Here is a 19,189-nt window from a genome sequence, read left to right as displayed (position 1 = left end):
TTGATGCAGGACTACGACCCCGGCGCCTTCCCGCCCTTCGCGGTCACCGTCGACCTCGCCGTCTTCACCGTCCGCGAGGGACGGCTGCACGTCCTGCTCGTCGAGCGCGGGGAGGACCCGTTCAAGGGCGCCTGGGCGCTGCCGGGCGGCTTCGTACGGCCCAGGGAGTCCGCAGGACAGGCCGCACGCCGCGAACTGGCGGAGGAAACCGGCCTGTCCGGGGAGACCGTGGCCGATCTCCACCTGGAGCAGCTGCGGACCTACAGCGACCCCGACCGCGACCCGCGGATGCGGGTCGTGTCCGTCGCGTACACCGCGCTGCTGCCCGATCTCCCGGAGCCGCGCGGCGGCGGGGACGCGGCCCAGGCCCAGTGGACGCCGCTCACAGCCGCCGTCCTGCTCGCCTTCGACCATGACCGGATCCTCGCCGACGCGCACGACCGGATCGGCGCCAAGCTCGAGTACACCTGCCTGGCCACCAGCTTCTGCCCGCCCGAGTTCACGCTCGGCGAGCTGCAGCAGGTGTACGAAACGGTCTGGGGCGTCGACCTCGACCGGCCCAACTTCCGGCGCAAAGTCCTCACCACACCCGGCTTCGTCGAGGCGGTCGAGGGCCCGCCGCGCCGCACCGGCGGCCGCGGGAAACCGGCCGCACTGTACCGGGCGGGTACCGCCTCGGCCCTGCACCCTCCACTCCTGCGACCGGAAGGACGGCACGCATGACCGCCACGAGGACCACGAGGACCATCACCAAGCAAGCGGCCACCGGCTCGCTGATCGGGCTCGCGCTCGGGGACGCTCTGGGCTTTCCGACCGAGTTCGACGACGTGCCCCGAATCCTCGCCAAGTTCGGCCCTTGGCGTGAGATGGACCTGCCCAGGCCCGCGATCGTCACCGACGACACCCAGATGACGCTCGCCCTGGGGCGCGGCATACGCACCGCGATGGACAGCGGGCTGCTCGTCGCCTCCCGGCTGACCCGGCCGGCGCGCCAGGAGTTCGTCGACTGGTACCACTCCCCGGAGAACAACCGCGCCCCCGGCCGCACCTGCATGGTCGCCTGTCAGATGCTCGACAGCGACCGGCCCTGGCAGGAGGCCAGCCAGATCGGCTCCAAGGGCTGCGGCGCCAATATGCGGGTCGCGCCCATCGGTCTCGTACCGGGGCTGAGCGAGGAACAGCGGGCGGGCGCCGCGCAGTTGCAGTCCGCGCTCACCCACGGCCATCCGACGGCGCTCGCGGCGAGCGACCTCACGGCGCGCGCGGTGTTCCTGCTGGCGCAGGGCGCGGAGCCGATGGGGCTGGTCGGCCAGCTGCGTTCGTACGCGTACGAGATGCGCAGCCACTACTACCACCACTGGCTCGGCAATCTGTGGACCTACTCGCACGACGCGACGCCCGAGGCGTTCATCGCGCGGGGGTGGGACGAGTGCCTGCAGGTCCTGGAGCGGCTCGCGACCGCGATTCGCACGGCCAACCCGGAGACCGACCCGTGCCTGGCCACCGGCGACGGCTGGATCGCCGAAGAGGCCGTCGCCACCGCCCTGCTGTGCTTCCTGCTCTTCCCCGAGGAGCCGGTCATGGCACTGCGTCGGGCCGCCTGCACCAGAGGCGACTCCGACTCGATCGCCTGCATCGCGGGTGCGCTCGCCGGCGCGCATCTGGGGGCGGGCGCCTGGCCCAAGGAGTGGTCCGAGCGAATCGAGTACCGCAGCGATCTGATGTCGCTCGGCGCCCTCTGGGACTCTTGATCCATGACCGAACCGCTGACCGGCCCGCTGACTGATCCGCTGGGCATGGAGCTCGGCCCCGTCGTCGACGAACAGCCCGACCCGCTGCTCTTCGCCACCGTCTCCGGGGCGCATCTGTACGGATTCCCGTCCCGGGACTCGGACGTGGACCTGCGCGGCGTCCATCTGCTGCCCGTCGAGGAGCTGCTGGGGCTGAGCGAGCCGGACGAGACCCGGTCCCGGATGTGGGACCGGGACGGCGTCGAGATGGACTTGGTCACGCACGACGTACGCAAGTTCGTACGGCTGATGCTGCGACGCAACGGCTATGTGCTGGAACAGCTGCTCTCACCGCTGGTGGTGCACACCTCGGACGCGCACGCGGAGCTGACCGCGCTCGCCCCGGGCGTGCTCACCAGCCACCACGCCCACCACTACCGGGGGTTCGCGAACACACAGTGGCGGCTCTTCGAGAAGACCGGAGAGCTCAAACCGCTGCTGTACACCTTCCGCGCGCTGCTCACCGGCATCCATCTGATGCGTAGCGGCGAAGTGCAGGCCCATCTGCCGACCCTGCTCGGGGAGGTCGACGCCCCGGGAGATCTGCCGCGGCTGATCGCGGCCAAGGCGGATGCCGAACACCGCCCCGCCTCCGGCGTCGACCGGGAACGGGTGCGCGCCGACGTCGAAGCGCTGCACGAAGCCCTGGAGGAGGCACGGCTGGCCTCGCCGCTACCCGACGAGCCCACCGCGTACGACGCTCTGCGCGACTTCGTGATCCGCGTACGCCTGGAGCGCTGACGCCCGGCGGGTGCGGAACAGGAAGTCCTCGACCCGTGCCCGGTCGGGCTCGGCCGGCAGCGGTGAACCCGGCGCCGCCGCGTCGGCCTCGTCCGCGAGGCGCCCCATCCAGGCCTCAACCCGCGGCCACGGCACTTCACCCCGCTTGACCTCGAGCAGCCGCTCCCGGTCGGCGCCGACGTCGATGACCAGCTCGCCCGTACGCAGCAGATCGCGACAGCTGCCGAGCAGCCGCAGCAGATGCATGGCGTGCTTCCAGCGCGGGGCGCCGTGCTGACGGACGTCCGCGTCCAGCTTCTTGCGCTGGCCCACCGCGTAGCGCACGAACGTCTGGTGGGCCTGCCGGGACAGGAACGCGTCGCGCAGGGCGAGCAGTTCCCGGCCGGTGTCGTCGACGCGCTCGACGAGAGGGGAGTGCAGGCACTCCAGGACATTGGGGTTGGCGCGCAGCGCGAGCTCCAGGAAGCGCTCCAGCTCCCAGGAGAACTGCTCGTCCGCCGGGCCATCGAGATGCGTCGGGGGCTTGTCGAAGCGCCAGTAGAGCGGGGCCGGGGCGAGGAAGACCCCGCGGCGGTCGGTGTCGCTGCCGTCCGAGGCCAGCCCGAAGGCGCGCGAGCCCATCACGCAGGAGTAGACCGTGTGGTCGCGGACCAGCGCTTCGGGCGTCACCTCGGGCGTCATGCGCGAGAGGTTACGTGAGGGGTCAGATCAGCTGGATGCTGTCCCCGGAGACGGTGATCTGCTTCTCGGGCAGCGGTTCGGTGGCGGGACCGACTTCGACCGAGCCGTCCGTGATGCGGAACTTGCTGCCGTGGCAGGGGCAGTCGATGGTGCCGGCCGCGATCGTCTTGACGAGGCAGCGCTGGTGGGTGCAGATGGCCGAGAACGCTTTGAACTCGCCTGGATTCGGCTGGGTCACCACGACCTTCTGGTCGACGAAGACCCTGCCTCCTTCGACGGGGATGTCGGCAATCTTGGCGAGCGCGGTACCGGCCTGTGCGCTGCCGGTCGGGGTACCGGTCGGGGTTTTTGGCGTCGTCGGTGTCGGCGTCTCGGACGCGGAGTCACCGCCCCCGTCGCCGCAGCCCGACACCAGAGCGGCGGCGCCCGCGGCGCCCGCCGTCAGAAGCGTCCTTCGTCGCGCGTCCATGGCTTTCTCCCTGTTGTCGTGATCTTCAACCGGATCACCGAGCATCTTGGCGCTCAAAGTGCCGTAGAAGAAGCAACCGGGCAGCGTGTGCCGTATCTGGCGCGTGCTGTACGTCCGACAGCCCAGTCCGCGTGGGCCGACAGGCCCGGCAACGGGCCTCGTCCTCCCGCCGGGTCGCAAGGCCCCGGTCAGGCCCACGGGGTGAGCTCCCACGCGTGTCCGTCCGCGTCCCGGCTCACCGTAAGCACCGTGGTGACGGCGGCCCGCTCGATCGGCCCGTACACATGCGGGAAGAGCATGTCCTCGGAACCCTCCCAGCGGACCTCCGCGGCGAGCTCCGTCTCGTCGATCTGGAGCACCAGCAGATCCGGCACGTCCCGGTAGAGGCCGTCGGCGACGGCGAGCGCGGCCGGCTCGTCGGGCGAGCAGTGCACAAAGCCCTCGGCGGCCAGGGAGGCCGGGGCGTACGGACGGTCCATGTCCGCCGTCCATTGGTCCACCGGAACCACATGAAAGAGCATGCCGTCAGTTGTAGCGCAGGGCTGCCCGCGCAGGTCGCCCAACTGGCGGTGCTGTCCGGCGTGGGTGACATTGGCCGTGTTCGGCGCCGGGCCCGCTCTCGGATGGTGGTCGCCGCGGCCGTGGCCCCCAGCGCCTGACTACGCTGAACGGAGCACTCGCACAGTTAAGGAGCACGACGTGGCGGTACGAGCGGTCCGGGGAGCCGTCCAGCTGGAACGGGACGAGGCCGGACACATGGACGAGCAGGTCAGCGAACTGCTCACCGCCATCCTGGAGCGGAACGGGCTGGTCACGGACGATCTGATCAGCGTCTGGTTCACGGCCACGCCGGATCTGCACAGCGACTTCCCCGCGGCGGCCGCGCGCAAGCTGGGCATCGTCGACGTGCCACTGATCTGCGCGCAGGAGCTGAACATCGTCGGGGCCATGCCCCGTGTCGTACGGATCCTGGCGCACGTCGAGTCGGATCTGGCCAAGTCGGAGATCGCGCACGTGTACCTCGGTGCCGCGGCTGCCCTGCGCAAGGACATCGCCCAGTGAGAACCGCCGTCGTCATCGGAACGGGCCTGATCGGCACGTCCGCGGCCCTCACCCTCGCCGGCCGCGGAGTCGCTGTGCACCTCGTGGACCAGGACCCGGAGCGGGCCCGTACCGCCGCCGCGCTCGGCGCGGGGACGGACGAGCCGCCCGAAGGCCCGGTCGACCTCGCGATCGTCGCCGTACCGCCGGCGCATGTCGCCACCGCGCTGGCCGACGCGATGCGCGCCGGTACCGCGCGCGGCTACCTCGACGTGGCGAGCGTCAAGGGCGGGCCGCGGCGCGAGCTGGAGGCGCTGGGCCTGGACCTGAGCGCGTACATCGGCACGCATCCGATGGCGGGCAAGGAGCGCTCGGGTCCGCTGGCTGCGACCGCGGACCTTTTCGAGGGCCGCCCGTGGGTGCTGACGCCCACGCGCGACACGGACACCGAGGTGCTCAACCTCGCCCTCGAGCTGGTCGCGCTCTGCCGGGCCGTCCCGGTGGTCATGGACGCCGACGCCCATGACCGGGCGGTGGCCCTCGTCTCCCACACCCCTCAGCTGATCTCCTCGATGGTCGCGGCCCGGCTGCAGGAGGCGGACGACACGGCGGTACGGCTCTGCGGCCAGGGCATCCGCGACGTCACCCGGATCGCGGCGTCCGACCCCCGGATGTGGGTCGAGATCCTCTCCGCGAACCCGGGCCCGGTGGCCGACGTGCTGGCCGGGGTGGCGGCGGACCTGGACGAGACGGTCCAGGCGCTGCGGTCCCTGCAGTCCTCCGACGACTCCAAGCGCCGGGACGGCGCGGAGGGCATCGAGGACGTCCTGCGCCGGGGCAACGCGGGACGCGTCCGCGTCCCGGGCAAGCACGGCGCGGCCCCGGCGTCGTACGAGATCGTGGCGGTTCTGATCAGCGACCGGCCGGGCGAGCTGGCGCGCATCTTCGCGGACGCGGGCCGAGCGGGCGTGAACATCGAGGACGTCCGCATCGAACACGCGACGGGCCAGCAGGCGGGCCTGGTCCAGCTGATGGTGGAGCCGACCGCGGCGACGGTGCTGACGGCGTCGTTGCGGGAGCGGGGCTGGTCGATCCGGCAGTGACCCCGGCGTCGGCGGACGGAGTCCAAGGGGTTTGATTTACCGCGCCGCCATCCGTGTGTAAAGGCGGGCCCAAGGACTCGGTAACCTGGTGCAGGGCCCACCGGCAATTCCGCCTGCCCTCTCCTCGTACCAGGAAGGTGTCCGACACCGTGGAATCCGTGATCGTCGCCATCGACGGCCCCTCCGGCACGGGCAAGTCGAGCACCTCCAGGGCGGTCGCCGCAGCGCTGGGGCTGAGCTATCTCGACACCGGCGCCCAGTACCGCGCGATCACCTGGTGGATGACCAGCAACGGCGTCGACGTCCAGGACCCGGCCGCGATCGCCACCGCCGCCGCCAAGCCCGCCATAGTCTCCGGCACCGACCCGGCCAACCCCACCATCACCGTGGACGGTGTGGACGTCACCGGACCGATCCGTACGCCCGATGTCACCTCCAAGGTGAGCGCGGTCAGCGCAGTCCCCGAGGTGCGGGCCCGGATCACCGAGCTGCAGCGCTCCATCGCCTCCTCCGCCGCGACCGGCATCGTCGTCGAGGGGCGCGACATCGGCACCACCGTCCTGCCGGACGCGGACCTGAAGATCTTCCTGACCGCCTCGCCCGAGGCCCGCGCCGCCCGCCGCAGCGGGGAGCTGAAGGGCACCGACGTCGCGGCCACCAAGGAAGCCCTGGTCAAGCGGGACGCGGCCGACTCCAGCCGTAAGACGTCCCCGCTCGCCAAGGCTGACGACGCGGTCGAGGTGGACACCACCGACCTGACCCTGGAGCAGGTCATTGAGTGCGTCGTCACCCTCGTCGAGGAGCGGCGCTGCGCGACCGAGAACACCGAGAACACCGAGAACACAGAGAAGCCGGCGGCCCGGTGACCGTACCCTCCGAGAAGGGCGCGGCGGTCGGGCGGGGCATCGGCATCGGGCTCATGTACGGGCTGTGGAAGCCGCGGGTGCTCGGCGCCTGGCGGGTTCCGGCGGCCGGCCCGGTGATCCTCGCCGTGAACCACTCGCACATGATCGACGGGCCGATGCTGATGGGCACCGCGCCCCGTCCCGTGCACTTCCTGATCAAGAAGGAGGCGTTCGTCGGCCCTCTCGACCCGTTCCTGCTGGGAATGGGTCAGGTGAAGGTGGACCGTACGAGCACCGACCGGACCGCCATCACCAGCGCGCTCGGCGTGCTGGACAGCGGCGGCGTCCTCGGGATCTTCCCCGAGGGCACCCGGGGCGAGGGAGACTTCGCCTCGCTGCGCGCCGGGCTCGCGTACTTCGCCCTGCGTTCCGGCGCCCCGATCGTCCCGGTGGCGGTATTGGGAAGCACGGAGCGCCGCGGGCGGTTGATACGGGCACTGCCTCCGCTGCGCAGCCGGGTCGACGTCGTCTTCGGTGACGCCTTCGAGGCGGGCGACGGCAGCGGGCGCCGCACGCGCAAGGCGCTGGACGACGCGACCGTACGCATCCAGGAGCGGCTGACCGCCCACCTGGAAAACGCCAAGCGTCTCACCGGGCGCTAGGTAAGACTTGAGTAGTGGATCGCGCGACAAGCGGTCCATCGATGATGCAACGTAACGAGGTAAGTACTTCATGAACGACCAGATCCAGTCCGGCGACGAGCACGAGCACGGAGCGCTTGGCGACGCCGAGTACGCGGAGTTCATGGAGCTCGCCGCGGAAGAGGGCTTCGACGCCGAGGTCGTCGAGAACGCGATCGGCGAGGCCGGTCACGGCCCGCTGCCCGTCCTCGCCGTCGTCGGCCGCCCCAATGTCGGCAAGTCGACCCTTGTGAACCGCATCATCGGCCGTCGTGAGGCCGTCGTCGAGGACAAGCCCGGCGTCACCCGCGACCGTGTCACCTACGAGGCCGAGTGGGCCGGCCGCCGCTTCAAGGTCGTCGACACCGGCGGCTGGGAGCAGGACGTCCTCGGCATCGACGCCTCCGTCGCCGCCCAGGCCGAGTACGCGATCGAGGCCGCCGACGCGGTCGTCTTCGTCGTGGACTCCACGGTCGGCGCCACCGACACCGACGAGGCCGTCGTCAAGCTGCTGCGCCGGGCCGGAAAGCCCGTCGTGCTGTGCGCCAACAAGGTCGACGGACCGAGCGGCGAGGCGGACGCCACGGCCCTGTGGTCGCTCGGCCTCGGCCTGCCGCACCCCGTCTCCTCGCTGCACGGCCGCGGTACGGGCGACATGCTCGACGCCGTCCTGGAGGCGCTGCCCGAGGCCCCGGCCCAGACCTTCGGCAACGCCGTCGGCGGCCCGCGCCGTATCGCCCTGATCGGCCGCCCGAACGTCGGCAAGTCCTCGCTGCTCAACAAGGTGGCGAACGAGGACCGGGTCGTCGTCAACGAGGTCGCCGGCACCACCCGCGACCCGGTCGACGAGTTGATCGAACTCGGCGGTATCACCTGGAAGTTCATCGACACGGCCGGTATCCGGCGCCGGGTCCACCTCCAGGAGGGCGCGGACTACTACGCCTCCCTGCGCACCGCCGCCGCCGTCGAGAAGGCCGAGGTCGCGGTCGTTCTGATCGACGCCACGGAGTCCATCAGCGTCCAGGACCAGCGGATCATCACCATGGCCGTCGAGGCCGGGCGTGCGCTGGTCGTCGCGTTCAACAAGTGGGACAACCTCGACGAGGAGCGCCGCTACTACCTGGAGCGCGAGATCGATACCGAGCTCGCGCAGATCGCCTGGGCGCCGCGGGTCAATGTGTCCGCCCGTACCGGCCGCCACATGGAGAAGCTGGTCCCGGCGATCGAGACGGCTCTGACGGGCTGGGAGACGCGTATCCCCACGGGTCGGCTGAACGCCTTCCTCGGTGAGATCGTCGCCTCCCACCCGCACCCGATCCGCGGCGGCAAGCAGCCCCGCATCCTCTTCGGTACCCAGGCCGGCACCACGCCGCCGCGGTTCGTGCTCTTCGCCTCCGGCTTCCTGGAGCACGGCTACCGCCGTTTCGTCGAGCGCCGGCTGCGCGAGGAGTTCGGCTTCGAGGGCACCCCGATCCACATCTCGGTGCGAGTGCGCGAGAAGCGCGGCCGCAACAAGTGATGTGAACGCGTGGCAATGGCGCTGCCCCGGACCGCCGAACGGTCCGGGGCAGCGCCATGTCGTCCCGGGTCACAGACCCCGGCGCGGAGCCGGCGGCAGCGCCGCCGGGACATGGTTCCCGTTGTGCGGCCGGCTCAGCGGGTACGGCTGCCAGCCCGCCCCGGGGTGGCTGCTCGTATGGCCCGATGATCCCCCACGGCTGCTGTGCAGCCCGGTGCCGAAGGCCCTGAAGTCGAGATCCTCCTCGCCGCTCCGGTCGCCCGGCAGCGCCCTGAACGCCCTGCGGTACTCGGAGTACAGCGTGTCGTAGATGGGCGTGGGGGAGTGGCCGACCGTCGCCTCACGCGCGGGGCGCATGGCGGGGATCTGACTCTGGTACGGCTGGCGGGAGGGGTCGTATGAGTGCACGTACCTGCAACGACCCCCGCCGTCGGACGGATGCGGGCTGCGCGGAGCTGCATTCTTCCGAGGGATGTACGAAACGTACGCCGGGGGCACGGTTCAGCACCCCCGGCGTCGTCACGTGCCCGCGAGCGGCATCGCCGCGGCCACCAGGCGGCCGCCCGCCGCGGCCTTCTCCAGCGCCTCGCGCAGCAGGTCCTCGCGCGGCTGCTGGCCGATCGAGCCGACCGGGGCGGCGAACACGAGGACCGTCTGCGACTTGTTGGCGGCCGCGCGCCAGCCGTCGGTGACCTGGAGCGGCTGATGCGCCTGCCACCAGGCGACCGGGCTGCCGCCGCCGGTGCCGGGCTGGAGCACGGCGTGCAGCTGCCCCATGGCGACCAGGACGGACCAGCCGGGCAGCCGGCCGGGGCGCCTGTTCATGTCGGAGACCGGCTGGAAGCCCTGCTCGATGAGGAGCGGGAGGAAGTCGTCGCCGCCGTAGCCGGTGGTGCCGGGGCGGGCGATGGGCGCGGTCGGTTCGACGACCAGGGCGGGGTGCAGATCGCCGTCGATCAGTACGAGACCGCTGGTGATGCCGAGAACGGCCTGCTGCGGACCGGCGCCGGGGACCTGTGACTCGTCGCCCGTGATGGACCGAACTGCGCCCTGCAGCTGGTCCTCCGCGACCTGGACGACCTGCGAGGGGATGCAGGTGGCGTGGGCGAAGGCGAGAACGGCGGTCTCCTCGCCGACGAACAGCACGGTGCTGGTGCGTTCCTGCTCGGAGTCGCCCGGGGTGCGGCAGGAAGTGCAGTCGTAGCTGCCCGGGGCGTTCTCGCCGGCGAGTAGCCGGTCGGCTTCTTCGTCGCCGATCTCGGCGCGTACGTCCTCGCTGACGTCGAGCATGCGCGGCACGGGTGGCTCCTCGGAACTTGATGCGTGCGCCGGGCGGTTCCCGGCTCTTAAAGAGCTCAACGGGTGATCTGTGGCGGGAGTCACGCGTGAAAGGGAACGGAATCGCACCATCCGACGCAAGCAGTTAAACGAGGGGCGGAATCGGTTACTCCACGTCAACGGCAGCTGGTTGCGGGGAAGTTGGTCCGGTGAGGCCAGTCACAGATCTGTTCACCCACAGGTCGACAAATCATGAAATCAGCGAATCAAGTGGGTGGCCGGATTTCGTCGATACTGCGAGTAACAGGCAACTGGCCTGGAATGACACGGGATTGGTTGATACCGAGGGGTTGAGCTGCCTAGATTCCTCCGCCGTGTGCACAGAGCACCGCCCGGGACAGCCCGCCGGCCGTACAGCCAGTACGGCGCTGCAGCAACGCAGAACCACAGCCTCAGGTGGGCGAGGCGGAGCTGACGCACGGCGCCGGATGCGCCGAAGTCGGCACCGCCCTGGGGGACCCGGGTCCTTCGAGAGGGATTTGATGTTCAAAAGTTCCCGTTCCATACGCAGGCGTGACACGGCGGCGCTGGTGAGCGCAGCACTGGTGGCGCCATTGGCTCTGCTCGCCGCGACGGGCGAGGCCCGGGCGGCGGACGAAGGGGTATGGGACCGCATCGCAGCATGCGAGAGCGGCGGAAACTGGCACATCAACACGGGCAACGGCTACTACGGCGGGCTGCAGTTCTCCGCCGGGACGTGGCGTGCCTACGGCGGCGGGGCGTACGCGTCCACCGCGGACCGGGCGAGCAAGGGGCAGCAGATCGCTGTCGCCGCGAAGGTCCAGCGGGGCCAGGGGTGGGGCGCATGGCCCACCTGCTCGGCGCGGGCCGGGGCGCAGGGCGAGGCGCCGGCGGCGCAGAAGGCCGACGCCCCCAAGTCCACGGCCCACAAGGCCAAAGCGAAGGGCACGTCCCCGTCTTCGGCGAAGGCGCCGAAGCGCGCGGCTGCCCACACCGAACGCGGAAACGCCCGGGGCGGCGACTACACCGTACGGCTCGGCGACACGCTGAGCGGGATCGCGGCCGCGCACGGCACGGACTGGCGCGCCCTGTACGGCGCCAACAAGGCCGCCATCGGCGCCGATCCGAACCTCATCGTGCCCGGGCAGCGGCTCGCGCTCTGAGGTGTCCTTCGGCAGCCCCGCCCGGGTCCGACCGGGTGGGGCTGCCTGCCGCCCGTGCGCGGCACCGGCTTTCACAGGGCCGAACTGCCTAGCGTGACCCGATGTCGAAGATCCGCTTCCGGCCGACGGCGACGGCAGTCGCGCTGCTGCTGGCACTGGTGCCTCTGAGCGGCGCGTACGCCGCGCCTCCGCCCCCGCCTCCGCCACCGCCCGCATCCGTGAGCCCCGGCGTCGGCATGGGCTCCGGATCGGACGCCTGTGCCGCCAGTGGATGGCCGTGGAGCTGTCTCGCCGCGTGCGAGAGCGGTGGTCGGTGGAACGCCAACACCGGCAACGGCTACTACGGCGGACTGCAGTTCTGGCAGCCCACCTGGGAGGAGCACGGCGGCCTCGCCTACGCGCCGCGCGCCGACCTCGCCACCCGCGAGCAGCAGATCAAGGTCGCCGAGGAAGTGCTGCGTACGCAGGGATGGGAAGCCTGGCCCGTCTGCGCCAAGACGTACGGCCTCAGCGGCCGTGTCCACACGGTCCAGCCCGGCGACACGCTCTTTGCGATCGCCGAGCGCTTCCGCGTCAAGGGCGGCTGGCAGGCGCTGTACGCGGCGAACAAGGCCACGATCGGCAGTTCTCCGCACTTGCTGCGGGTGCGCATGATGCTGGTCATTCCGGTGTGAGCTCGCCGGGCTCAACCTCCCGCACCTGCCTGTCCGTCGGACGCCGCAGGGCGACGAGGGCCGGGTGACGCGGCGCGGCGAGATGTCAGAGAACTGCTTCGCTGTGCCCCAGCTCCGGTATCAGCCGTAACAGACCAGTACAGTCCACTCCTGCAGACACGAATACTGGGGGACGCGGCGGCGCATGCACATCTCTTTCCTGCTCCACAACGCTTACGGCATCGGCGGCACGATCCGGACGACGTTCAACCTGGCCCAGACCCTGGCCGAGAGGCACGACGTCGAGATCGTCTCCGTCTTCCGCCACCGTGACCAACCCACCATGGGCGCGCCCGCCGGTGTCGCCATGAAGCACCTCGTCGATCTGCGCAGGAGCAGCCCCGGCTTCGACGGCGACCACCCGGACTACACGCGCCCCGCCACGGTCTTCCCGCGCGGCGACGGCCGCCACAAGCAGTACAGCCGCCTCACCGACGCCCGGATCGCCGCCCACCTGGGGTCCCTGGCGGCCGATGTCGTCGTGGGCACCCGCCCCGGACTCAATGTGCACATCGCCCGCCAGACCCGGCGCGGCCCGGTCCGCGTCGGCCAGGAACACCTCACGCTGGACAGCCACGGCTACCGGCTGCGCCGCGAGATCGGGCATCGCTACCCCCTCCTCGACGCGATCACCACCGTCACCGAGGCGGACGCCCGCTCCTACCGCTCCAAACTGAAACTGCCCGGCGTACGGATCGAATCGGTGCCCAACAGCGTGCCCGCGCCGACCGTCCGGCCCGCCGACGCCGCCAGCAGATGGATCATCGCGGCCGGCCGGCTGACCAGCGTCAAGCGGTACGACCTGCTGGTCAAGGCCTTCTCCAAGGTGGTAGCCGCACGTCCGGACTGGCGGCTGCGGATCTACGGCAGCGGAGACGCGACCGGCAACGAGATGAACGCGCTGCGCGCCCTCGTCGAAGAGCGCGGGCTGCACAACCATGTCTTCCTGATGGGCCCCGCCAATCCGCTCGAACCGGAGTGGGTCAAGGGCTCGATCGCCGCCGTCACCTCCAGCCTGGAGTCGTTCGGCATGACCATCGTCGAGGCGATGCGCTGCGGCCTCCCCGTCGTCTCCACCGACTGCCCGCACGGGCCCGGCGAGATCATCGATGACGGTGTCGACGGCCGTCTGGTGCCGGTCGGCGACGTGGACGCGATCGCCGACGCCCTGCTCTTGCTGATCGAGGACGACGAACTGCGCCGGCGCACCGGGCAGGCGGCGCTCGCCGCCTCCGCCCGCTTCGACCCGGTGCCGATCGCCGAGCGCCATGAGGCCCTGTTCACCGAGCTGGTGGCGCGCGGCGAGGGCCGCTCGCGCAGCGCACTGCGGGACGCCGCCCAGCACGCCCGGGGCACGCTGTACGACGGGGCCTACGCCCTGCGCTATCTGGCCGCCGACGTGATCCGGAAAGGGAAGAAATCCTCATGACCACGTCCACCGAGCGGCGTGTGCCGCGGGCCGACTGCATCGCCGACTCCGCAGGGGGCATCACCTTCGACATCGCGGGGACGAGTGCGCCCGACGCCGCGCTGGTCCTCAAGCGGAGCGGCGGCCCGGGCGGCGTACAGGACGAGACGCGGCTTCCGCTGACCCCCACGGGGGAGGGCAGCTCGCGGGCCGTGCTGCCCAGCACGGTCGAGCTGGCCGAGGGCCGCTGGGAGGCGTACGTCGGTGACGAGGCCGTCGAGCCCGGCATCCGCGACCTGCGCACGCTGCTCGACCGCACGCCCGACGCCGACCGGATCACCGTGCGCGTGCCCTACCCGACCGCGGACGGCCGGCTGGCGGTGCGCTGCTGGGTGCGGGCGCCGCACGCCGAGGCCGGGGAGATCGGCCTCGCGCCGGAGCGTGGCGCGATGACGGTGGAGGGGCGGCTGTACGGAGCCGAACTGGGCGAGGGGGCCGTCGCCGAGGCGCGGCTGCGCGGCTCCGACAAGTCGCACCGGGCGCCGGTGACGGGCGGCGACGGCGGAGCCTTCGGCTTCACCCTGCCGTACGGCCCGCTGGCGGAGCAGCACCTCGGCAAGCAGGAGTTGTGGGACATGTGGCTGCGCCCGACGGCGGATGCCGCCTGGATTCGCATCGCACGCATCCTCGACGACATCCATGACCGGAAGAACATCTTCGTGTACCCGAAGCTACCGTCCGGCGACTGGCTGGCCGCCCCCTGCTACACGAGCGACAACGAACTCTGCGTACGCCTCACCGCGGCGCCCTGACGCACGGGGGCCGGTCTTCGAGGCCAGCAGCCGAGGCCAGTCTTCGAGGCCGGTGTTCGAGGACAGCAACTGTCCTCAATCGCTGGCAGACTCGACGCCATGTTGGAGACCTCGGCAAGGCTGCTGCGTCTGCTCTCGCTGCTCCAGGCCCACCGCGAATGGTCCGGCTCCGATCTGGCCGACCGCCTCGGCGTCACGCCGCGTACGGTCCGGCGCGATGTGGACCGGCTGCGCGAGCTGGGCTATCCCGTCAACGCCAGCCCCGGCACGGGCGGCGGCTATCAGCTCGGCGCCGGGGCCGAGTTGCCGCCACTGCTGCTCGACGACGAGGAGGCGGTGGCCGTCGCGGTGGGCCTGCGCACCGCCGCGGGCCACGGCATCGAGGGCATCGGCGAGACCTCCGTACGCGCCCTGGCCAAGCTGGAGCAGGTTCTGCCCAGCCGGCTGCGCCGCCGGGTCGGCGCGCTCAACGCCTTCACCGTGCCGATGCTGCGCGGCCCGCAGAGCTCCACCGTCGACACGAGCGTGCTGACCGAACTGGCCAACGCCTGCCGGGACAGCGAACGGCTGCGCTTCGAGTACCGCGACCACGGCGGCTCCGCCACCCGCCGCACGGTCGAGCCGCATCGTCTGGTGTGCACCGAGCGGCGCTGGTATCTCGTCGCCTGGGATCTGGACCGCGGCGACTGGCGGACGTTCCGTGCCGACCGGATCACCCCGCAGCCGCCGCACGGCCCGCGCTTCGCTCCCCGCACCCCTCCGGCGAAGGACCTGGCGGCGTATGTCTCGAAGGGCGTCTCCACACACGCCTACGCCGCCCAGGCGGTCATCCGGTTGCACACCTCGGCCGAACTGGCCGCCGAGTTCGTCGGTCCGTCCGACGGTGTCCTCGAAGCGGTCGACGAGAAGACGTGTCTGCTGCGCACGGGGGCGGCGAGCCTGGATGTGCTGGTGATCCACGTGATGCTCATGGGCGTGGACTTCGAGGTGGTCGAGCCGCAGGAGCTGACTGAGCACATGAGGACGGTCCGGGACCGGCTTTCCCGGGCCCTGGACTGATCGCCGCCACATCCCCGCCGCGTCGTCCGCCGCGTCGTCCGCGGCCTCATGCGCTGCCTCGTCCGCCGTCTCAGCCTGCCGGCGAACATGTCATCCGCGGCAGCCCGATGTGCGCCGGGACTGCTCGGACGCACGGGGGGATTCCGTAAGGAACCAGTGAATTCCTCACCGTCCGTCAATTCGCCCTCAGGCACCTGGCCGGGGCAATTCGGCGGGGCGGAATTAGGCATGATCAACAAGGGTCGTGGAATTACCGTGCGGGCGGTGTTGAACTGCACGTTCGAGTGACACAGCCTGGGCTAAACGCGTGTCGTGATCCTGTGACAGAAGCGTGACCGGTGAGGTACGCGGGACTGCTGAAGCATCCCCTCGCCCCCCGGCTTCCGTCACCGTCCGCGCCCGCCTACGGTGGGTGTCATGGCACCCGTACCGACCCCACCCGCACAGCCCGACGACGCCCCCGACGCGTATGTCGGCCTGGCCGCGGACGGCGCCGAGCAGCTGGCTCGTGAGCGTGGCTGGAGCACCGTCAGATCGCTGCCGCCGGGCGCGATCATCACGATGGAGTACATGGCAGGCCGGCTCAACTTCGAGGTGGAGGGCGGCACCGTCATCCGCTGCTGGCCCGGCTGACAGGCCCCGTACGCATACGGCGAAGGCCCCGACCGTCACGGTCGGGGCCTTCGCCGCGGGTTCCGCCGGGCTTCCCGGCGGAACCCAACTGGCTCTCAGCCGCCCGTCACCGGCCGCGAGGTCGGCGGACGGCGGCTGCCGGACGGGGTTATGGGCGTCCGCTCGGAGCGCACGGTGTGTGGCCTCGGCTGGGCGAGCTGCGCCGTGGTCCTGCCGTTCGAAGCCTGTCGGCCGCCGACGGCGGACACCGGTTCGCGGGTCGGACCCTGCCCCTGTGAAGTGCCACGCGGCGGGACCATCCCGGGCCTTGGGCCACCCGCCGCGACCGGCAGCGAGGGAGCGAGCCGGCGGCGCGCACGCCACTGCTCGCGCAGCGAGAGGATCCAGGCCTCCGCGCGGCCGATCACCGGCTCGCACCAGGGCAGTGCGAGCAGGATCAGCAGCCCGGCCGCCCAGCCGAGCAGTACATCGCTCAGCCAGTGCGTACCGAGGTACACGGTGGTCAGGCCGACGCCCAGGGAGACCACTGCCGACAGTGCCGACAGATAGCGTCTGGCCAGCGGAGTGGTGGCCAGATACGCCAGGATTCCCCAGGTCACGACCGCGTTCGCGGTGTGCCCGGAGGGAAATATATCGCCGTCGGCGAAGAGTTCGGCGGAGCCGATCTGCGTCGCGTAGTGGGGGCCCAGCCGGCCCAGACCGATCTTGACGGCGCCCACCGTCGCATTGAGCAGCAACAGCGAGGCGCCGAGCACCAGCAGGGGGCGCAGGGTGTGCTGACGCCAGGAGCGCCAGCCCAGCCAGGCCGCGACCATCACGGCTGTGGGTCCGCGCTGGCCGAGAACCACGAAGTAGTCGAGGAAGGCGTGCAGGTCCGGCCACTGCTGGTAGGGCCGGAAGAGCATGACCTTCCAGTCGATGATCACCAGCCAGGTCGAGGCCAACACGGCCACGACGATGGCGAGATAGAAGGCCGACGTCCCGCCGAAGAGGGCGAGACGGGTGCGGCTCATCCGCGGGATCTCTATCTTCGGCGGTTCCGGCTCCCGGTCCAGGCGGGCAAAGATGTCGGTACGCACCCAATCGACGTTACAGCGAGTGAGTGTCCACCCAGGTCGAACCACCGGGTTTGTGATGACGATGTGATGTGGACTATGTCTCAGATCGAGCTTTACTACGGGCTAATTCGGAAATCCCGGTGACCGTGCTGTCTATTGCCGGCGAGCCCGTCATCATGGGTCCTTTCTGGGGCGCAATTAATAGTTCACCACCTGCCCGTGGCGAATTTCCCCCTCGTTGGCGGACGTCCAAGTCGGCTCCGGCCCGGGGTGTGGCGTGGCGCACGCCACACGCGCCTGCCCGATCGGGTGAGAGATGGACCACGCGGCCCACGCCGGAACTCGCGTACCCTGGCGACTCACTCGCGCGTCGATGCCGGACCGCCCTGTGGGACAGCAGCATCGTCCCCGGCTGGCCCGCCGAGCGCGAGGGACTCATTGGGAGGTACGTACATGACTGGGACGACCACGGCCGGAGCGCGGCTGCGCACCGGCAACGGCGGTGCGAACCGCTGGGTCGTCCTTGTCGTCCTCTGCGTCAGCCTGCTGCTCGTCGCGCTCGACGCGACGGTGCTGCACGTCGCCGTCCCCGCCGTTACGGAAGACCTCCGCCCCAGCGGGGTCGAGCTGCTGTGGATCGTCGACGCCTACCCCCTCGTCTGCGCCGCTCTGCTGATCCTTTTCGGCACGCTGGGCGACCGGGTGGGCCGGCGCCGTGTGCTGCTGATCGGTTACGGCATCTTCGGCGTCGCCTCCCTTGTCGCCGCCTTCGCCACCACCCCACATGTGCTGATCGGCGCGCGCGCCCTGCTCGGTGTCGGCGGCGCGATGATCATGCCCGCGACACTCTCGATCCTCCGCGCGGTCTTCCCCGACCGGCGGGAGCGGGCAACGGCGATCGGCATATGGACCGCCGTCGCTGCGGTGGGCGCCGCCACCGGACCGGTCCTCGGCGGCTTTCTCGTCGAGCACTTCTGGTGGGGTTCGGTCTTTCTGATCAACATCCCGCTGATGGCGCTGATCCTGCCCGCCGCCCGGTGGCTGCTGCCCGAATCCAAGGGCGGCGCCGACGGGCCCTGGGACGTGCTCGGCGCGCTGATGGCCGCGGCCGGTGTGCTCGGAGCGGTCCTCGGCATCAAGCGGCTGGGCGCCGGCGACAGCATCCTCGGCATCGAGACGGCAGTTCCGCTGGTGCTGGGCGGTGCGCTGCTCGCCCTGTTCGTACGGCGGCAAAGGCGCCGCGAGCATCCGCTGATCGATATGCGCATGTTCGCCAGGCCCGCTTTCTCCACCTCCGTCGGCTGCATCATTCTCGCCATGCTCGCGCTGGTCGGCCTGGAACTGATAGCCGTCCAGTACCTCCAGCTCGTCCTCGGACTGAGCCCGCTGGAGACCGGCCTGCGGCTGCTGCCGCTGACCTTCGCCGCGATGGCCGCGGGCGCCACCGGCTCGTTCACCCTGCACCGGATAGGCCCGCGCCGGATGGTCGGCTGGGGCTTCGTGCTCACCGCCGCCGCCGTGCTGCTGCTGACCCTGATGGGACAGCACGACCGGCCCTGGTTGCTCACCACGGGCTTCGTGCTGCTCGGCTTCGGGCTGCAGACCACACTGTTCGCCGCGTATGAGTCGATGCTCAGCGAGGCCCCGCCGGACCAGGCGGGCGGGGCGGCCGCCATCGGCGAGACCTCCTACCAGCTGGGCGCGGGGATGGGCATCGCGATGCTCGGCAGCGTCATGAACGCGGCGTACGCGCCCGCGCTCGCCTCGCTCTCCGGCGTCCCGGGTTCGGCCGGCTCGGCCGCCTCCCATTCCCTGGGCGAGGCCTATCAGGTGGCGGACGGGCTCGGCGGCCCGGCGGGCGCGATGGTGCGCAGCACGGCGCGCCACTCCTTCGTCCACGGCCTCCATGTAACGCTCCTGGTCAGCGCGGGCCTGTTGCTGCTCGGCGCGCTCGCCGCGCTGCGGCTTCCCAAGGTCATGGAGTGCGAGACTGCCGCCGCCGACAAGTGCCCCGGACCCAGGAGCCCGGAAGTCCCGCTCCCGGCGAGCGCGAACCGTTCCCCGGAACGGTTGCCCGGAGGCACCCCCACGGCGGCCGGGTCTGGACGCGCGGGACACTGAGCCGTAACGTCAGCCGGAGCAATAACTAACACTGCTAGTTTACTGTTTCCCGCC

The 19,189-nt window shown here is 70.9% G+C and carries 21 protein-coding genes and 1 pseudogene; 15 read left to right on the top strand and 7 right to left on the bottom strand.

Annotated features, from left to right (window positions below; all coding sequences use genetic code 11):
- The first annotated feature begins 3 nt into the window (after nucleotides 1–3).
- From J7E87_RS08615 to J7E87_RS08605, 3 genes are read left to right on the top strand one after another with little or no spacing between them, the layout of a single operon-like run.
- A complete protein-coding gene (locus tag J7E87_RS08615) occupies nucleotides 4–723 on the top strand; it encodes an NUDIX domain-containing protein (RefSeq protein ID WP_215091660.1) in 720 nt (239 codons plus the stop codon).
- A complete protein-coding gene (locus J7E87_RS08610) occupies nucleotides 720–1,751 on the top strand; it encodes an ADP-ribosylglycohydrolase family protein (RefSeq protein ID WP_215091658.1) in 1,032 nt (343 codons plus the stop codon). The genes J7E87_RS08615 and J7E87_RS08610 overlap by 4 nt, the downstream gene beginning before the upstream one ends.
- Nucleotides 1,752–1,754: 3 nt before the next feature.
- On the top strand, nucleotides 1,755–2,531 hold the full coding sequence (locus tag J7E87_RS08605; protein ID WP_374195152.1) for a DNA polymerase beta superfamily protein: 777 nt from the start codon (nucleotides 1,755–1,757) through the stop codon (nucleotides 2,529–2,531).
- On the opposite strand, the gene J7E87_RS08600 is transcribed toward J7E87_RS08605, so the two are convergent.
- The 4 genes and pseudogenes from J7E87_RS08600 to J7E87_RS08590 all read right to left on the bottom strand — a co-directional run bounded on the left by J7E87_RS08600 (nucleotide 2,463) and on the right by J7E87_RS08590 (nucleotide 4,202).
- Complete coding sequence (locus J7E87_RS08600; RefSeq protein WP_251017123.1) at nucleotides 2,463–3,212, bottom strand: DNA polymerase beta superfamily protein; 750 nt, start codon at nucleotides 3,210–3,212, stop codon at nucleotides 2,463–2,465. The genes J7E87_RS08605 and J7E87_RS08600 overlap by 69 nt on opposite strands.
- 22 nt (nucleotides 3,213–3,234) lie before the next feature.
- Nucleotides 3,235–3,681 (bottom strand): Rieske (2Fe-2S) protein, encoded by a 447-nt coding sequence (locus J7E87_RS08595; RefSeq protein WP_215091657.1) that lies wholly within the window; start codon nucleotides 3,679–3,681, stop codon nucleotides 3,235–3,237.
- A 51-nt stretch (nucleotides 3,682–3,732) separates the two neighbouring features.
- Nucleotides 3,733–3,879 (bottom strand): annotated as a pseudogene (locus J7E87_RS36095) (hypothetical protein); the annotation flags it as partial.
- The gene (locus J7E87_RS08590) at nucleotides 3,870–4,202 is read right to left on the bottom strand and encodes a DUF952 domain-containing protein (protein WP_215091655.1); all 333 of its coding nucleotides are present in this window, start codon (nucleotides 4,200–4,202) and stop codon (nucleotides 3,870–3,872) included. The pseudogene J7E87_RS36095 and the gene J7E87_RS08590, both read right to left, overlap by 10 nt.
- 178 nt (nucleotides 4,203–4,380) lie before the next feature.
- Here J7E87_RS08590 and aroH point away from each other — a divergent pair, with 178 nt between their 5' ends.
- The 5 genes from aroH to der all read left to right on the top strand — a co-directional run bounded on the left by aroH (nucleotide 4,381) and on the right by der (nucleotide 8,869).
- Nucleotides 4,381–4,743: a chorismate mutase gene (gene aroH, locus J7E87_RS08585; RefSeq protein ID WP_215091653.1), complete on the top strand. Its 363-nt coding sequence runs from the start codon at nucleotides 4,381–4,383 to the stop codon at nucleotides 4,741–4,743.
- Nucleotides 4,740–5,825, top strand: a complete 1,086-nt coding sequence (locus J7E87_RS08580) for a prephenate dehydrogenase (RefSeq protein WP_215091651.1) — start codon at nucleotides 4,740–4,742, stop codon at nucleotides 5,823–5,825. The genes aroH and J7E87_RS08580 overlap by 4 nt, the downstream gene beginning before the upstream one ends.
- 137 nt (nucleotides 5,826–5,962) lie before the next feature.
- Nucleotides 5,963–6,691 carry a (d)CMP kinase gene (cmk, locus tag J7E87_RS08575; protein ID WP_215091649.1) on the top strand — a complete coding sequence of 243 codons (729 nt, stop codon included), beginning with the start codon at nucleotides 5,963–5,965 and terminating at the stop codon, nucleotides 6,689–6,691.
- A gap of 53 nt (nucleotides 6,692–6,744) precedes the next feature.
- The gene (locus J7E87_RS08570) at nucleotides 6,745–7,332 is read left to right on the top strand and encodes a 1-acyl-sn-glycerol-3-phosphate acyltransferase (RefSeq protein WP_251017158.1); all 588 of its coding nucleotides are present in this window, start codon (nucleotides 6,745–6,747) and stop codon (nucleotides 7,330–7,332) included.
- A 70-nt stretch (nucleotides 7,333–7,402) separates the two neighbouring features.
- Entirely contained in the window at nucleotides 7,403–8,869 is a 1,467-nt protein-coding gene (gene der / locus J7E87_RS08565) for a ribosome biogenesis GTPase Der (RefSeq protein ID WP_215091645.1), read from the top strand.
- Nucleotides 8,870–8,938: 69 nt separating this feature from the next.
- On the opposite strand, the gene J7E87_RS08560 is transcribed toward der, so the two are convergent.
- Together J7E87_RS08560 and J7E87_RS08555 are read right to left on the bottom strand one after the other, a co-directional pair.
- The gene (locus tag J7E87_RS08560; protein ID WP_251017122.1) at nucleotides 8,939–9,226 is read right to left on the bottom strand and encodes a hypothetical protein; all 288 of its coding nucleotides are present in this window, start codon (nucleotides 9,224–9,226) and stop codon (nucleotides 8,939–8,941) included.
- A gap of 162 nt (nucleotides 9,227–9,388) precedes the next feature.
- On the bottom strand, nucleotides 9,389–10,168 hold the full coding sequence (locus J7E87_RS08555) for a hypothetical protein (protein ID WP_215091642.1): 780 nt from the start codon (nucleotides 10,166–10,168) through the stop codon (nucleotides 9,389–9,391).
- 521 nt (nucleotides 10,169–10,689) lie between these two features.
- Here J7E87_RS08555 and J7E87_RS08550 point away from each other — a divergent pair.
- The 6 genes from J7E87_RS08550 (at nucleotide 10,690) to J7E87_RS08525 (ending at nucleotide 15,956) form a co-directional block, all read left to right on the top strand.
- Nucleotides 10,690–11,331 carry a transglycosylase family protein gene (locus J7E87_RS08550; RefSeq protein WP_215091640.1) on the top strand — a complete coding sequence of 214 codons (642 nt, stop codon included), beginning with the start codon at nucleotides 10,690–10,692 and terminating at the stop codon, nucleotides 11,329–11,331.
- Nucleotides 11,332–11,432: 101 nt separating this feature from the next.
- Complete coding sequence (locus tag J7E87_RS08545) at nucleotides 11,433–12,005, top strand: transglycosylase family protein (RefSeq protein WP_215091638.1); 573 nt, start codon at nucleotides 11,433–11,435, stop codon at nucleotides 12,003–12,005.
- Nucleotides 12,006–12,189: 184 nt separating this feature from the next.
- Nucleotides 12,190–13,473, top strand: coding sequence for a glycosyltransferase (locus tag J7E87_RS08540; protein ID WP_215091636.1), 1,284 nt, complete (start codon nucleotides 12,190–12,192; stop codon nucleotides 13,471–13,473).
- Nucleotides 13,470–14,264: a hypothetical protein gene (locus tag J7E87_RS08535; RefSeq protein ID WP_215091634.1), complete on the top strand. Its 795-nt coding sequence runs from the start codon at nucleotides 13,470–13,472 to the stop codon at nucleotides 14,262–14,264. Before J7E87_RS08540 ends, J7E87_RS08535 begins: the two co-directional genes overlap by 4 nt.
- A 99-nt stretch (nucleotides 14,265–14,363) precedes the next feature.
- Complete coding sequence (locus tag J7E87_RS08530; RefSeq protein WP_215091633.1) at nucleotides 14,364–15,323, top strand: YafY family protein; 960 nt, start codon at nucleotides 14,364–14,366, stop codon at nucleotides 15,321–15,323.
- Between the two features lie 417 nt (nucleotides 15,324–15,740).
- The gene (locus J7E87_RS08525; RefSeq protein ID WP_215091631.1) at nucleotides 15,741–15,956 is read left to right on the top strand and encodes an I78 family peptidase inhibitor; all 216 of its coding nucleotides are present in this window, start codon (nucleotides 15,741–15,743) and stop codon (nucleotides 15,954–15,956) included.
- Nucleotides 15,957–16,051: 95 nt separating this feature from the next.
- Here J7E87_RS08525 and J7E87_RS08520 read toward each other — a convergent pair whose 3' ends face one another.
- Nucleotides 16,052–17,035, bottom strand: coding sequence for a phosphatase PAP2 family protein (locus tag J7E87_RS08520; RefSeq protein ID WP_215091623.1), 984 nt, complete (start codon nucleotides 17,033–17,035; stop codon nucleotides 16,052–16,054).
- A 432-nt stretch (nucleotides 17,036–17,467) separates the two neighbouring features.
- On the opposite strand from J7E87_RS08520, the gene J7E87_RS08515 reads away from it, so the two are divergent.
- Nucleotides 17,468–19,135 carry an MFS transporter gene (locus J7E87_RS08515; protein WP_215091622.1) on the top strand — a complete coding sequence of 556 codons (1,668 nt, stop codon included), beginning with the start codon at nucleotides 17,468–17,470 and terminating at the stop codon, nucleotides 19,133–19,135.
- Nucleotides 19,136–19,189 lie beyond the last annotated feature (54 nt).

Source organism: Streptomyces sp. ISL-1 (assembly GCF_018614585.1).
GTDB classification, from domain to species: domain Bacteria; phylum Actinomycetota; class Actinomycetes; order Streptomycetales; family Streptomycetaceae; genus Streptomyces; species Streptomyces maoxianensis.
Note: the sequence above shows the minus strand (reverse complement) of the source record. Positions and strands in the feature narration are given on the sequence as shown.

What these genes read in the sequence shown, in the direction of transcription:
- J7E87_RS08615 (WP_215091660.1), top strand. Translation starts at nt 4, where the DNA reads ATGCAGGACTACGACCCCGGCGCCTTCCCGCCCTTCGCGGTCACCGTC.
- J7E87_RS08550 (WP_215091640.1), top strand. Translation starts at nt 10,690, where the DNA reads ATGTTCAAAAGTTCCCGTTCCATACGCAGGCGTGACACGGCGGCGCTG.
- J7E87_RS08595 (WP_215091657.1), bottom strand. Translation starts at nt 3,681, where the DNA reads ATGGACGCGCGACGAAGGACGCTTCTGACGGCGGGCGCCGCGGGCGCC.
- der (WP_215091645.1), top strand. Translation starts at nt 7,403, where the DNA reads ATGAACGACCAGATCCAGTCCGGCGACGAGCACGAGCACGGAGCGCTT.
- J7E87_RS08535 (WP_215091634.1), top strand. Translation starts at nt 13,470, where the DNA reads ATGACCACGTCCACCGAGCGGCGTGTGCCGCGGGCCGACTGCATCGCC.
- J7E87_RS08530 (WP_215091633.1), top strand. Translation starts at nt 14,364, where the DNA reads ATGTTGGAGACCTCGGCAAGGCTGCTGCGTCTGCTCTCGCTGCTCCAG.
- J7E87_RS08570 (WP_251017158.1), top strand. Translation starts at nt 6,745, where the DNA reads ATGTACGGGCTGTGGAAGCCGCGGGTGCTCGGCGCCTGGCGGGTTCCG.
- J7E87_RS08545 (WP_215091638.1), top strand. Translation starts at nt 11,433, where the DNA reads ATGTCGAAGATCCGCTTCCGGCCGACGGCGACGGCAGTCGCGCTGCTG.
- J7E87_RS08590 (WP_215091655.1), bottom strand. Translation starts at nt 4,202, where the DNA reads ATGCTCTTTCATGTGGTTCCGGTGGACCAATGGACGGCGGACATGGAC.
- J7E87_RS08600 (WP_251017123.1), bottom strand. Translation starts at nt 3,212, where the DNA reads ATGACGCCCGAGGTGACGCCCGAAGCGCTGGTCCGCGACCACACGGTC.
- J7E87_RS08515 (WP_215091622.1), top strand. Translation starts at nt 17,468, where the DNA reads ATGACTGGGACGACCACGGCCGGAGCGCGGCTGCGCACCGGCAACGGC.
- J7E87_RS08525 (WP_215091631.1), top strand. Translation starts at nt 15,741, where the DNA reads ATGGCACCCGTACCGACCCCACCCGCACAGCCCGACGACGCCCCCGAC.
- J7E87_RS08540 (WP_215091636.1), top strand. Translation starts at nt 12,190, where the DNA reads ATGCACATCTCTTTCCTGCTCCACAACGCTTACGGCATCGGCGGCACG.
- J7E87_RS08610 (WP_215091658.1), top strand. Translation starts at nt 720, where the DNA reads ATGACCGCCACGAGGACCACGAGGACCATCACCAAGCAAGCGGCCACC.
- J7E87_RS08605 (WP_374195152.1), top strand. Translation starts at nt 1,755, where the DNA reads ATGACCGAACCGCTGACCGGCCCGCTGACTGATCCGCTGGGCATGGAG.
- J7E87_RS08560 (WP_251017122.1), bottom strand. Translation starts at nt 9,226, where the DNA reads ATGCGCCCCGCGCGTGAGGCGACGGTCGGCCACTCCCCCACGCCCATC.